The 13,655-nt window shown below is 56.9% G+C and carries 12 protein-coding genes and 1 tRNA gene; 8 read left to right on the plus strand and 5 right to left on the minus strand.

What is annotated here, in order from left to right:
- Positions 1-120: 120 nt before the first annotated feature.
- Entirely contained in the window at positions 121-468 is a 348-nt protein-coding gene (locus QX128_RS15630; RefSeq protein WP_316237874.1) for a tyrosine-type recombinase/integrase, read from the plus strand.
- 463 nt (positions 469-931) lie between these two features.
- Here the strand turns inward: QX128_RS15630 and QX128_RS15635 are convergent, their stop codons facing one another.
- Complete coding sequence (locus QX128_RS15635) at positions 932-1,150, minus strand: helix-turn-helix transcriptional regulator (protein ID WP_315718625.1); 219 nt, start codon at positions 1,148-1,150, stop codon at positions 932-934.
- Positions 1,151-1,268: 118 nt separating this feature from the next.
- Between QX128_RS15635 and QX128_RS15640 the strand changes: the two genes are divergently transcribed.
- A complete protein-coding gene (locus QX128_RS15640) occupies positions 1,269-1,685 on the plus strand; it encodes a hypothetical protein (protein WP_316237875.1) in 417 nt (138 codons plus the stop codon).
- A gap of 249 nt (positions 1,686-1,934) precedes the next feature.
- Positions 1,935-2,021 (plus strand) — tRNA-Thr (locus QX128_RS15645).
- 691 nt (positions 2,022-2,712) lie between these two features.
- Here the strand turns inward: QX128_RS15645 and QX128_RS15650 are convergent.
- The 3 genes from QX128_RS15650 to QX128_RS15660 form a co-directional block, all read right to left on the minus strand.
- Positions 2,713-3,273 (minus strand): hypothetical protein, encoded by a 561-nt coding sequence (locus tag QX128_RS15650; RefSeq protein ID WP_316237876.1) that lies wholly within the window; start codon positions 3,271-3,273, stop codon positions 2,713-2,715.
- A gap of 374 nt (positions 3,274-3,647) precedes the next feature.
- Positions 3,648-4,061: a hypothetical protein gene (locus QX128_RS15655; protein WP_316237877.1), complete on the minus strand. Its 414-nt coding sequence runs from the start codon at positions 4,059-4,061 to the stop codon at positions 3,648-3,650.
- Positions 4,058-4,276, minus strand: a complete 219-nt coding sequence (locus QX128_RS15660; protein WP_316237878.1) for a hypothetical protein — start codon at positions 4,274-4,276, stop codon at positions 4,058-4,060. Before QX128_RS15660 ends, QX128_RS15655 begins: the two co-directional genes overlap by 4 nt.
- 341 nt (positions 4,277-4,617) lie before the next feature.
- Between QX128_RS15660 and QX128_RS15665 the strand changes: the two genes are divergently transcribed.
- The gene (locus QX128_RS15665) at positions 4,618-5,307 is read left to right on the plus strand and encodes a hypothetical protein (RefSeq protein ID WP_316237879.1); all 690 of its coding nucleotides are present in this window, start codon (positions 4,618-4,620) and stop codon (positions 5,305-5,307) included.
- Positions 5,308-5,384: 77 nt separating this feature from the next.
- A complete protein-coding gene (locus QX128_RS15670) occupies positions 5,385-5,525 on the plus strand; it encodes a hypothetical protein (RefSeq protein ID WP_316187962.1) in 141 nt (46 codons plus the stop codon).
- 466 nt (positions 5,526-5,991) lie between these two features.
- Here QX128_RS15670 and QX128_RS15675 read toward each other — a convergent pair whose 3' ends face one another.
- Positions 5,992-7,038, minus strand: a complete 1,047-nt coding sequence (locus tag QX128_RS15675) for a hypothetical protein (protein WP_316237880.1) — start codon at positions 7,036-7,038, stop codon at positions 5,992-5,994.
- A gap of 1,494 nt (positions 7,039-8,532) precedes the next feature.
- Between QX128_RS15675 and QX128_RS15680 the strand changes: the two genes are divergently transcribed.
- From QX128_RS15680 to QX128_RS15690, 3 genes are all read left to right on the plus strand, one after another.
- Positions 8,533-10,356: an AAA family ATPase gene (locus tag QX128_RS15680; protein ID WP_316237881.1), complete on the plus strand. Its 1,824-nt coding sequence runs from the start codon at positions 8,533-8,535 to the stop codon at positions 10,354-10,356.
- Between the two features lie 432 nt (positions 10,357-10,788).
- The gene (locus QX128_RS15685; protein ID WP_316237882.1) at positions 10,789-12,303 is read left to right on the plus strand and encodes an ATP-binding protein; all 1,515 of its coding nucleotides are present in this window, start codon (positions 10,789-10,791) and stop codon (positions 12,301-12,303) included.
- Positions 12,304-12,847: 544 nt separating this feature from the next.
- Complete coding sequence (locus QX128_RS15690) at positions 12,848-13,078, plus strand: helix-turn-helix domain-containing protein (RefSeq protein ID WP_316237944.1); 231 nt, start codon at positions 12,848-12,850, stop codon at positions 13,076-13,078.
- The last annotated feature ends 577 nt before the right edge of the window (positions 13,079-13,655 follow it).

The raw sequence follows: 13,655 nt of genomic DNA on the forward strand, positions 1-13,655 counted from the left end.
TGTCATGTCAAGCAAGGGTGTCTCAGCCGGAACGCAAGCGCCTTGCTTCAGTCTTGCGCTGTCGGCCGTATGACTATGCTGCCAACATCGACTTCGAACGGCTGCTCAAGCGCAAAGAGAATGCCCCGGGCGACGGCATTGGGGCCCCTGCTGGATGTAACAGGCTATGACGCATGCAAGATCATTGAGGAGCAAGGTCGGTTCTCGAATACTCGCGAAGGTCGAATTTTTCCTTACAACGGACGATCCGTTGGAACAGCATTTCGTCGTCAGTGCCAGCAATTGAGGACCGATGACCTTCATTTTCACGATTTGCGTCACGAAGGCACGAGTCGCCTTTTCGAAGCTGGATTTTCCATCGAACAGGTCGCACTTGTCACCGGGCACAAGGATTGGAAAATGCTGCGCCGCTACACACACCTAAAGCCAGAAACACTCCACTCCATCCGTTCAGTGCGGGTTGCCTGACAGGCGCCGAGAACACTGGACAAGTGAAGAGCTCAAACTGGAGTGGGAAGAGAATCGAACCCTCGTATTCAGCTTGGAAGGGTTTCGACAGTTGAATACTTTCAAGGGGTGTTCGGACAAGAGTTAGCTCCAGGCGCGATTGAACTGTAGTAGCTTTTCTGGATTGTCCGAATTATAGCGGCCCGAAGATCGCTTCTCACCCGCAGGCTGGAGATAGTCACTCTGCTGAAAACATGCTGCAGGTCGGCGCACCTGCGACCCAACAGTTAGGAGCCGCGATCTTGGGCTATTTGACGTGTGCCAAAAGTCGCCGGTTCTGAACTTCAACAGGTTAGAGCACGATTCAGAACGAAGCAGCCGAAGTCGTCAGCCGTCTAAATTCAGGCTTGGCTTCAGAGGCAGCCCTTCATGGCGCGGCAATCGTCCTGAGCTGTAAGTGAGTGCCAACGCGTGAAGCAACCTCTCATCGCACCAAACGAACTCCAGGATGATCGCCGTCGATGAAATGAACGCCCGCGGCCTCCAGAGCGCGCCTGACGGCCGCCAAATTGTTGATTGACGGAATCCGGCGGCCTTTTTCGAAATCACGAATTGTACTCTCGCTCAAATTGGACCGAGCAGCCAATTCAGCCTGAGACCAGTCGAGCAAACCACGAGCCGCCCGAGATTGATCGGGAGTCATTCAACCGCCATTTCATGGGAACACGCTTTTCGTTTAACAGCCACGAAAAGCGTTGACATCCGCGAATATAAACGCTAACCGTGTAAAATTGTCGGTTTCCGTGTACCGAGCTGAACAAATGCGTGATCATGTCGAAGGCACCAGCCTCGAGGAAGCGATCGGAGACCTAGACGCTCCTTTGGTCGCCTTCGAAAACCAGTTCTTGGCGTTGATAGCTGAACTCGATCGTGACGGTGAAAACCGCAAGCAGTCCGACGAGTACTTGACGGCGCGGGATGAGGCCCTCCTGGCCCGCCTCGATCCCGTTGAACGAGCCATCATGGGGACCCCCGCCTATACGATGACGGGCTTGAGTGTGAAGGCCCGTCACTTGGCCTACGTTCTGTCGGAGTACTGGGAAGCCCCAATCGATCAAATAGGTTGGGAAGGACGAGCGGTGCGTCTGCTCGTTGAAGCGATATGCAACGTCGCAAGCACGCCCTTAAGCATCCGAGATGCCATAAGTCGGAAAACAGCAGACGGAAGGTGGCCATAGAGACCCCAACGGGTGAGCGTGGCGAGAGCGGCTCCTCAGTCGGGGGGTCAATGCGCTGGAACGCTACCGCCTTTCCCCACACCAACCAAACTTGCGATATCTTATCCAGTCATTCGCCTAAATCTTGCCGGCACAAGCATACCGCCCGCGCCTTCAGGCTTCTGCGCGCTCAAACCTGGCTTTGGGATCTGGTGGTTGCGGGGACCTGCAACCACCTCAAATTGCTGTTCGAGGCTCCGCATAGCCTACGTGGCTTAGGTAAGTTTTATCGCTGCGCTCTGAAGCGCTCCCTTGGTAAGAGAGAGGTCGACAGTTTAATCCTGTCCGGCAGCACCAGTCCTTTGCCTCAACCTTCACGCCGCTTCGTTTGCGCTCGACCATTCCCCAAACGGGGAGCCGCACGCACGACCTGGTCGAGGACTCTCCGACACGTTTGAGGCAGTCCGGGCGGAAGGCGACATACGCTTTCGCTCAAGAATTGAAGGATGCGTTACCGGCCAATAGCACGGATGCCTCTCAGGTTCCGAAGAGCGTCGTAGAGCACTCTGTGGTCAACAACATCTAGGGCGGGAACATCCTTATCGCATCTCACGCCCAGAACTTCTCGCAGATTTCTCAGACCAATTTGGCCGAGGGCGACTCTGCAGGCCTCGTAAAGGCTCTTGCGGAGCTTGGCGTTACGCAAGAAGGCATATTCGCTCTCCAAGCCGCTATGAAGGCGGATAGGGATTCAGGCCAGGAGATCATAGGAACCAAGACTAAAGGCTGGCTTGCCGATGTGCGAAAATACATCGCGAAGGAAGGCGCTAAAGCTGGATTCGAGGTCGCAAAGCAAGCGGCCACCAAATGGGTGCTCCAGCACTATGGCCTACTCCCCCCAGGTTAATTCTGCCGACACCCGACCTCATCCCAACTCGCGGGCTCACCGTGCCGATCCGTGCCACAGCACGTAGATCGGGCAAGGACGCCAGTCGCTTTACAGCCAGGAGCCGAGCTGGTCGAAGTATATCCGCTGGGCTAGACTTACTCAGAGCTCGCTACCAACTTCAATCTTCTTCACTGAAGAGAGGGCGTCGACTTGCGACTGAGATAAATGTCCACCAGCAGCCGGAATGCGAGCGGCAAGCTCTTTCGCCACCTCATGGATAGTGAGAGCGTGCTTCTGTACAAGTTCGCCAGTCCGGTTGGCATATTGTTCGACGTACTTATCGAGAAGCTTTTGCCGGTCGTCATCCTCGCTCTCAAGTCCCGCAAGCAAAAGCAACAACTCACGGATCTTCGCAAAATCGTTCATGCCGACTTCAGACGAAAAGTCTTTCAACGCCTGTTGCTGATCGATCGTTACTCCGCGCAATGCTTCGGCTGCAACGCCAGCGTAGAGCACGACCACGCGTCTGGCTACGTATTGTTTGATGGCCTCGATGTCGCGCAAGTCCGGGACAAGAGTTACCCCGGCTCCCGCGTCTTTCTGGCTAAACCGAATCTCTCCGGTTTCAAAACCTAGCAATTTCGCGATGACGAGGTGGCCAGCTTCATGTCTGAGGATATCGATCTTCTTGCGAACTCGAGTGAACGTCGACTTAGGCATTTTGATCCCCCCACAGCCTGGCTTCTACCAGCTTTCTAATCCCCTCGTCCGTTTTTCGCCAGTTCTCAGGTCGCTCGCACTGGCGCATAACTTCCTAATCCCATCGCGACCGCTGCCGCTCGGCTTCCGTGGTTTTTCGCACCTTCGCTGGACGACGGTGAACCCATGCCGCCGACCCGAATAGAGCTACGCGAAGCGTTCAAACTCCTTAGAGAGGACGATGACACAATCTACTATATTCTCGCCAAGTGCGCGGGCGTGTATCACGCACTCCAGCCATGGAAGCGTGGCCGATTCTCATCGCAGGACAGTCCGGCCCTCTAGAGCACTGGTGTGTCCTGCCACCCCCTCCGTGGAGAGAAAGCAGGCGCGGATCAGGTTTCTTTTTTCTTACGCCGCCGCCGAACCGGTTTAGGCAGGAGATCCCCCTTGGGATACATGAAGTCCCACTGTGGCCACGAACGGCCAATGTCGATCAAACAAGCCTCGTAAAGCGCGGTGATGTCGGCTACGACTTGCTTACGCTCGGTCGGCGTCAGAGCATCAAAAGCAAAATAGGCGTAGTTCTCATTGACATCTTCCCTCGCTTTGCGTCTCGCCTCCATGATGCGATTGAACGCTGGGCGAAGATGCTCAGGGAAGTCCCGTTCATGATATGTCGCCAGCGCGAAAGTCGCGGCATCGTAACGGTCGCGCAGCTTTCCTTGACCAGCGAGCTTTCGCATGGCGGTTTGAAGCGCGATAAGCTTTCCAACGTGGTCTCCACCCCAGCCGAAATCATCATTCAAGGCACGTCACCCTTTCGCGACCCGCCGATTGAATGGGGCTTATTCAGGAAATAGTCCCGATTTCCCGTCGCGGCTTCGGCGTACTGGTCGATCGACACAATGATCGCCTGGACGTGTGCATAGCACCAGCCCTCTCGCGTCGCTTTGTTTCGGACGTCGTTCAGCGCCTTGAGGAATGGCGACAGCTCGGGCTCATCGCTGAAGTATCTCACCATGGTCGCCCTCCAAGAACCCTGCCCGCGTTATGGCCTGGTTTCTTGTCGTTGAGCTTGTCCCTCACGGCACAGAGGTTATCGATGGTGTCCAGCATCCTCTGGAGGAGAACCTCCGCCGAGGCCGTGGGTATGCCAGCTCGCTTAAGCAGAAAGATCTCTCTCCTCTGCCTGCCGACGTGGGTGCGCATACACGCTATTTCTTCCCGGATAAAATCAATGTCCGGCATTGTCCGCCCTGAGATGGAAGGCCACTATAGAAACAAAACAAGAACGAAGAGTCCAGCCTGTAGATCTCAGGTAAGCGACTGGGCTAGAGTTTTTCGAAGGCTGGGTACGATGCGATGGACGACAAGAAATCCAATCCACACCAAGGCGGGGAACCCAGTGACCGAGCGTCGTTCCATGGCGTGGCTGGTGAAGGCCGGGTTGGCGGAGGTGATGTCGCCAACTTTCGCGGTGTCGTCGGGGTCGGAGAAGCCGGTCAGCTGACTCCCGTGACGTCAAATGCCACGTTGCAAACCGCCGTCAATGCGCAAGCAAATATTGCGCTCGATCCTATTACGAGTGATGCGACCGTAACCGTCATCCCCGAGGTTATTCGTGCACCCTTTAGTCCCATTGGTATAGCAGAGAAGTTAGCCGAGAATCCGGAGTTCTACCGGCGCTTGGCCGAGACCATCGCGTCCGAATTAGCACGTGAGGCGGCGATCCATACGGGCTCTGGCAACACCCAGCACGTCATCAGGGGTGAGCTTCAGAAGCTGGAGCAAGGCTTTGGACAGATGGCCCAGCTCATTGCCGCTAAAACTTATGACAAAGCGGCTGAGGTCGTGTTGTCTCTCCGAGATGGGCTTATAGCGTTCGACCACAGCCATCCGGAGCTTGTCGACATATTCGGAAAAATCGCGGCCGTCTCTCTTGGGACCTACTTGCTTGGATGCCTTGGGGTTCCGGCTGTCTTAGGCGTCTTGGTATCCGCGTCTGTTGTCAAGAGTGAGAAGCTTTCTGATCTGCTGAAGTTCTGGAAATGACGAAGCTCCTCTTTCTTATGCCCCGTTAAGCACTTCTGACTTTCCGCCGATTCCCTCCACAATCAGTGGAGGGGTGCATGAGCTGGTTTCATTCAAAGCCTGAAAACGCCGTGGTTGTCCTGCCGCCGGAAAGGCAGACGCAAATCTTGGACATCAACGCCAACTCCCATGTCATGCAGGGGATAGGCCAGCAGATTGCATCCATAGCCCCAAACTGACAGTTCACCATCGAAAGCGAGCATACGGGCAAGGGAACGCGGCTTAGCTTTTTAGATTGGGCCACCTTTGTTCTCAAGCCAGGCAGGGCGGTTTTCGATCCGCAACTGGCTGCATCACCCAACGCGCTTTCGTCCATTGATCCTGCAGCACGCCCCCCGGGTACGCGTCCGAGCGCCTGCAAGTTGTTGACCCACCTTTGTCTATTGATCCTTAGAGACCATGCTGTATTCGCTCGATCCTGTTTCCGTAAACCCCGCTTAACAGGATCTTTTGTTTCACCCCAATGAGATAGCCGCATCCGGCTCGCGAAGCGTCAGCACCACAGGTGCATAGGGTGTGAGAAACTCCTTGCTTCGTTCTTCTGGCCTTCAGCTGCAAGTTTGCGCGGAATCAGGTTTGCTGGTCACCGATTTGGTCAAGGCCCCTATCGCGCGATGAGCTTGCTTGGAGACGAAACGGCAACGGTCAGAATGAACCCGCGCGCCTGGCGTGAACTCCGGCAGCGAGCAGCAGCGCCACTGCCATCGGATCAAGGACGGCAACAAGCGCCAGCGTGAGCAGCCGGACCGCTCGCTCAAAGTCCGCGGCGGGTATGCCAATCAGCTCGGCGAGATATCGTATTGGCCCGACCTCGGCCTCGGCACGCCTGCGTTTCGCGTCAATCTTGGCTTTTTCGATCTGTAGATTAGCGAGAGCCTGGGACTCACGTTGGCGTTCTGCCGCGATGTCGGCACGTTCGCGACGCCTCTGGTCAGCAATCGTCATCGCTCCGACGGGCCGGCCAAGGCGCGTCGCCTCGTCGATGGCCGCGTCGATCTGGGCAATGCGCCGGTCAATGTCGGTGACCACTCGGCTCTGCATTCCGAGGCGGGCCTCGACGTCTGCGGTTCTGTCGGCAAGGGTGAGATCTATGGATGCCATATGGTCGAGGTGAGCGCGGGTGAGGAAGCCGAATACGCCAACGGCGTTCAGGCCCATCAACACGCCAATCATCAGGACGAGGACGAACCTCAGGAGGGACGGCGCAGACGTCCAATGCTCCGTCAGCCAAGCCGCCGCCACGAGCTTTCCGGCCTCCAGCACCGCGCCCATGATGATGACAGGCCAGAAGGCTCCGGCAAAGATCGCGGTCAGGCCGTCGATGGAAAAGGCAGCCGATACACAAGCCAGCGCCAGAGCCACAATCAAAGCAGCGAGCTTGACGCGTCTCGGGGAACGATGGGCTTCCTCCGCTCCGGATGTCCCTGTGACCCCGGCGGCGTCCGTAACGCCAGCGGTACCATCTGTAACGGTCGGTGTTACGGTCCCCGTTACAATGATCGCTTCAGCGTTACGACTGATCAGGCCGCCGCGCTCCCAGGCTTTCAGGCGACGACTGGTCCGCATCCTATTCCAGCCCCATTGGCGTCCGAGCTCAGCGGCGCTGACCGTCACGTGTCCCTTGGGCTGGGAGCGCAGCCAGGCCAGCGCCTCCATGTCATCGAATGGATGGGGCGGAACGGACCCGGTCATGATCAGATGCTACTCCTTGCGTCTCGGCCCCGCGCGATCGGAGGCACGCGAAAGGCCGGCTGCTGCAAAGCGATGACGCTGACCAAAGTGGCCGGAACGGGGAGCTGCCTGCCCTGCCCGGGATCGGTCATCCCTCCTGCTCGCCCCCTTGGAGAGAAATACAGAGAGGCCCTGGGCGTAGTGGTGCCAGATGGTGGGCGATTCTGCCCGCCGCTTGGCGAAAGCGGACCAAGCCTCGCGAGCCATGCCCTGCGCGCAGGTGTCGTGCAAAGGTGGCATGTCCGAAGCCAAAGCGGAACGGCCGAATTGCGCGACGTCGCGCGCTACAGCCCTCCCCTTAACGGCCACGATGCGCTGTTGCTGCCGACCTGCCGCCGATCGACACTCGATCTGAGCCGGCCGTATCGGCGATTTGCGTGCGGCTTTAACACCAGCTTTCCTCGATGCTGGACCGGTGCGCGTTGAATTGATGCTGAAGGGCAGTCCGACTGCCCATCTCAGATCTGCGGACGAACAGCATCGCCGATGCAGTTCGATCACTCTGGTTTGTCTCGATAGATCGCTAAGACCCTGCGCTCGGATGGCAATGGTCCGACCGGAGATGCAGCAAAGATGCAGCCTGAGACTCACCACTCGTGCAGCCACCGCGCGGTGTCTGAGCGCAGTTCAGCCTGGGATTGGAGAGAAGCGACCGTAGGGCGGGCACGATGGCAAGATAAAAGCGCCTCTCCGCGGCGTAGAATCGGCGGTCGTAAGTTGTTCTGCTCACTTATCGCAGTATGGCACTGCTCTAACACCCAGAGTGTTGCTAGAAGAAGAAAGGCCTAAGAGATCAACATTCCGAATGGCACTAATCGTAGGCTAGCGAACTGGTTCGCAAAATTGGGCAGACCTAGCCATGAGCGCATGGAAGACCGCTGCCGGACTACCGTAGCCCCAGTTGGAGCTCGCACCTAAGCACGACGGGCGAAGCCGGCTCACCAGCCTTGACCGGGCCTCGCCTGGCTCGGCTCTTTGGCTTCGACGCGCTTATGGCTTCTTGTGGGACTGCACTGATCAGAAATGCGAAGCAACACGACAGGTCAGCTTTCCGTTGGAGACCAGAAGCGATCCTACCCGATCCGAGGCGACGCGATTGACCCGAATCGGACATTGACCTGGTTGGACCGCTGTCAAGAGGCAGGATCACCATTGTAGATTTATATAAGTCTTCGATACTTCCAATGTGCTGCAGGGTCGAAGGCATCGTCGGAGGGCTCTTTTTGGCCCACGCTCAGCTACGTCGGACAGCCTGCGACTGGCACGGTATGCGCCTTCATTGAGGAATACCGTGAATAACGTGTCGGCAGCGCCAGCAAGAGCTAGGCGAGGAACTCCGTCGTCACTACCTTGGCCTGTGCACTGACACCGTGCCCTTTCCCAAGTCGGCAGCTTGTCGCCTATTCGGGCCGGCCGGCGCCCCAATGGATTAAGCCTTCAGAGAGATCGAGAATAATGCGGATTAGAACGTTCGAGATAAAAAACGTTGGACCGATAAAGCGCGTTTTCGTTGATGGGCTGGCCGATGTTGTAGTTTTTGCTGGCCCAAACGGCGTTGGAAAGACCCATATCAATACTGCGCTTATAAGCTCTGCTCGTGATCCACAACACATCCAGACCACTTGGATGATCGTCGAGGCGACTTCCGAAAAAGAGCGATCCGCGTGGAAGAAACCCCTTCTTGACACGCGGGTACCAGAGGACGCGCAGATCTTGCGAACACAACTGCAGAGAAACCAGCGGCGCAACAGTTATGAAAGCTCGTTTCTAAACTTCGACAGCGACCGTGCGGTGCGGAATGTTCAGCAGTACAATTTCGGTTGGGACATCGGAAATCCCCTCACGGAGGAGGTCGGCTGGGACCTTACGTTCGGCTCTCTGTTCAATCGGTACAACGACGTCCGGCACTCCCTGTTCAGGATGGTCGAGGGACAGAAGAGGCAGGTCGCCGAGCAGGCGTTCGCACTTCAAAAAGCAGGCGCCGCGTCAATGCCACTCTCCATCCCGGACGTTCTCAAAGACTTCAAAGATGCCTTCTGGCAGCTCCTCGCCCCAAAGCAATTGATCGAAGTCAATACGCGCGATCAGCAGATCTATTACGAAACACAAGGAAGCAAGCTTCCCCTTGATAATTTGAGTTCAGGCGAACGGGAGGTCGTGAACATTGCGTTTGATTTTATTCTCCGTGGTCCGAAGGATTGCGTGATCTTATTCGATGAGCCGGAGCTTCATCTTCATCCTGAGCTCAGTTACAAGCTGCTTCAGACACTATCCACGATCGGTAAGCGCAATCAGTTTCTATTCTCGACGCATTCGCCGGAAATCATCTCTGCATCCCTCGAAAACACAGTGGTCTTTGTAAAGCAGCCGCGAGATGAGATCAGCAATCAAGCGCTGGTCATTCACCGCGACGATCAAACCCATCACGCACTACAAGCGCTGGGGCAGTCCATCGGCGTGATATCTCTCGGCAAGAAGTTGGTGCTGGTAGAGGGACAGGAAGCGAGCTTAGACAAACTCACTTATGGCGCAATTTTGAAGGGACGGTTTCCTGAATTTGTTCTTGTCCCAGCAGGAGGCAAAGACACGATACGGTCGTTCGCGGATGTGCACGAAAACGTCCTCAACAAGACGATTTGGGGCGTGGACTTCTATCTCTTGTGCGACAGGGATGCCGTAACTCTTTTGGGTCAGAAGGCAATCGATAGTGTTCAATCCAGCCGTATCAAAGTTCTACCTCGCTATCATCTCGAGAATTATTTCCTAGATGAGGACGTGCTTGCGAAGGCATTTGCCCAAATCGAGCCTGAAGGTTCAAGACTACGAGATGTGGCAGAGATAAAGCGTCGGATTTTAGCAATAGCCTCTACCGTGATCCCATACGCCGTTGCTTTGAACGTCACAGCGGCGATGCGCGAAAGGGTGGGGAACGTAAGTGTCATGCCGAAAGGAGCAATCGAGGCGAAGACTGCAGCTGAATTATATAACCTAATGGAGCGCAAGCTCGATAGCGAGGTGGAGCGTGTTAAAACCGGCTTAGATAAGACCCTACTGAACTCTCTCGTACTGTCAGAGTTTGAACGCCTTACGAATGCCGTTGCTCAAGACACCTCAGTCTGGAGAGCCGACCTGCCGGGTCGGATCATTCTCAATAAATTTGCTTCCGACGCCGGACTGCAGGTGGGGCGCTTGAAGCAACTCTATTTAGCGCACGCGACACCGGAAGAGAGCTTCAGGGACATAATCGGCGTCTTTGAGGGATTTCGCGCGCGGTCTTGAACAGGTTGCTAGTGGTAGTACCGCGTGGTAGCAATGGCGAAGCATTCAGGCTGAAGTGTGCCTGTTTTTGAGTGATTTTCTCAAATCGCCCTTCTTCTCCTTAGGGAGCGCCATTTGCGCAGGCGGTCAGGTCAACTGTTGGTCCATCTCCGGTCTCACCACCCACGCCAGTTGGCGTCTGACGTTGTAGGGAAAGGGGACCAATACGTGATTGGCCCTGTGACAGCCGCTTCTGACCCTGGCTGGGTGAAAACGCCGCGGCTTTGCGTGCCATGAGTGTTCGCCCGACTCTGCGGGTTAGGACGATCGCTTTCCCCGGCGATGTCAGCTCTTGCGCGTGCCCCGCATCCTCCGGCAGCGCCGACAACCAGTTGTAATCTATGCGAATCGTCTGCATCGGCGGGCATGGCGATCGGGGTCGGGGGAAGCGGCATGGCCAAGCAGCGGAATTTATCCGACGCAGAAATCGCCATGGTGAAGGCGATGCTCCGGAAGGGCTGGCGAAATGACGTCATTCATTTTTACTTTAACAAGCCAGATCGGTTGATCAGTTCGGGACGCATCACGCAGATCAAGAAGGGCAAGTACGGGGCATCCGTAGAGGAGGCGCTGCCCGAAGAACTCGAGGCGTTCCTGTCGGCCTATAAGGATCTGGAGGCAAAGACGCCCCCAGCTCCTTCTCCGGTCGACCTGCGCATTCTCCGCTCCATGTTCATCCGCGAAGGCGGGGTGTGGCGCCTGGCCGGCGGCGAGACCGATCGCACCGAATGCAAGGCTGGATTCCGGCTTCAGCCGGAGGATCGTTTCTCGAAGGCACTACGCGCGATAGCCGGCTTGGCAAACAACAAGGGAGGCTACCTGCTGTTCGGGGTCACGGACGGGACGTTCCAGGCCCAGGGGCTCTCGGATGACGTCTTTGCGACGTCGGACATCTCGCTCCTAAACAGGGTCCTGGTGGGAGCCCTTGATCCCGTCCCTCACGTGACGAAGGGGCTCATCGAGCTCGGCGGCAAGCAGGTCGGCGTGCTATACGTGGAGAAGCACGACCTCGGCCCCGTCATCGCCATCAAGAACGTCGGTCAGGACGTCAAGGAAGGGGGCGTTTACTTCCGCTACGTCGGGGAGACCCGCTTGATCAAGCCAGGCGAGCTGAGGCAGATCATCGCCGCGCGCGAGCAGCGGGCCGTCGCCGAGTTCAGCGCTCGCATGAATAGGGTCGCGATAGGCAAAGAAGCAACGATTGATCTGGACTCCGGCGAGGTCGCGGGCACCAGCGGCAAATTCCTCATCGATAAATCACTGCTTCCTAGCATCCAGTTCGTTCGCGAAGGCGAGTTCGACGAGAAGAAGGGCGCTCCGGCGCTCAGGCTGATCGGGGATGTCGAGCCGGTCTCAGAGGTCGAGAGGGAGCGAACGAAAGTCATCCGCGAGAACGTCACGCCCGACGCGGTCGTCCGCAACTTCCTACGGAACGAGAAGGTCGCCGAGCCTATGCAGTACATCCACTTCCAGGCTCACTCGCAACGAAAGTGGTTTCCGGTTTGGTTCTACATCGACCAAACCCGATCGACGGCCGCCGAGATGGCGGAGGGTCTTCGCAAGCAGGTCGCCACCTATCCGTCATCGCGCAACGCGCTGGTCGATCGGCTCTCGGGGAAGGAGTCGGCCTTCCGTCAGTCAACCGGGAAGGCCGAAGCCCTGCGCGTGAAACTAGCGCGGGGCGAGATCAAGGCGCCGGCCGACACCGATGAGGACGTCCTTTTCGCGGGAGCGGTCCAGGCTCTCCCGACTACAGTGAAGCTGAAGGACCTCGAGAGCATCCGGAAGATGCTTTTGGTCAGCCTGGATCGAGCTCAGGACTCGGACCCGCGAAGCAGCATTCGCCGCGGAGCCATCTACCGGGCCGCATGCCGGCTAGATGAATTGCTCTACTTGAAGAAGATGTAGCGCGGATCAGGCTAACTTTCGTCGTGACCTTTCAGCCGGCTTATTTGCGGTGGCTCCTTTCGCCGGCTTCTTGCCGGCGATCGGCATCAGCATCTCCGCTTGGCCGGCAGTCGCCTTGCGCGGCTTCTTGGCTCTTTTCTTAAAGAGCCTTGGCCTCGGCCGCTACGGAGCCGTCGCTGTGCGCCACGCGTCCATCAGATCGACGACGTTCTCGCAACGCCAACGCTCCTTCGGAGTATATGGCGGCGTGCTTTTGGCTGATGAGGCCGACCAAGGCCGTTTGGTACCAATCTTCGCACTTGTCGGGCTCGAAGTTGCCGGCCTTCTGCTCCACGATATGTTTGGCAATATCCGGCATATCCTTGATTTTCCCGTGATGGATCCCGTCGAAAATATTTGGCCGGATCTCGGGTTGATGCGAACGGTATGCCTTTGCGCCGCCGTTAGCCTTCTCTTGCACTATCCACTATCTATCCAACTTCCGAGGGCGGTCAGTACCGTGAATTACTGCAGTCGTGGTCGCGTGATCGGGAGTGCAGCAGCTATGGACGGTCGAAAATACCTGACGCCGGAGGAAGTCTCGGATCGCTACCGTGGCGCAATCAGCGTCGGTACCCTTCGCAACTGGCGAGCGATGCGCGTTGGCCCCACCTTCGTCAAAATCGGGAAAGCGGTCCTATATCCAATTGGTGAACTCGATGCATGGGACAAGAGAAACATGGTGTCCTGCCGTGCGCCAGGACGATCACCGGTGACCGGGCCTGATCAGGCGTGATGATCACGATTTGGCGTGCACTACCGTCCCCACTCTCCGTCCCCCGCTTGATGGTCGGCCTGCAAAATCCTTTATTCTTCAGTTAGATCGCTGCAGGGCTACGCTCATGCACAACAACCCCTCCGGCGACCCTCGCCGTCGCAAACGGATGTGCAAGACGAACAAGGCGTTCGTCTACACCGCCAACCACTCGGCATTCCCGTGACACCATGACGGCCAAGAGCAGCATCCCGACAAAGCTTCAATGCAGGACGGGACAGTTTTCGGCGAGCGTCGGCGGCAATGTCGTGAGAACGAAAGCGAAAGAATAGTAGAACATGCGTGCACAGGATTTGCACACGCCCTCCTCTTAACTATTTGATTTCAAAAAGCTCTCTGTCCAATCCATCATGGGGGCGACGGAGAAACGCCAAGCGTTTGATTTTGCAATTTTATTTGAGATATCAGTCATTCAGAAGTCGCGCCGGAAGCATCCCATCAGCGTCCATTTACTCCGATTTCCGCTGATTTCGACCCATTTTTGGTCTCCCGGTAAAACAATGTTGTACCGGAGATCGATCAGGCAGCCGTCGATTGG

The organism is Bradyrhizobium sp. SZCCHNR1015, assembly GCF_032489875.1.
Taxonomy (GTDB): Bacteria; Pseudomonadota; Alphaproteobacteria; order Rhizobiales; family Xanthobacteraceae; genus Bradyrhizobium.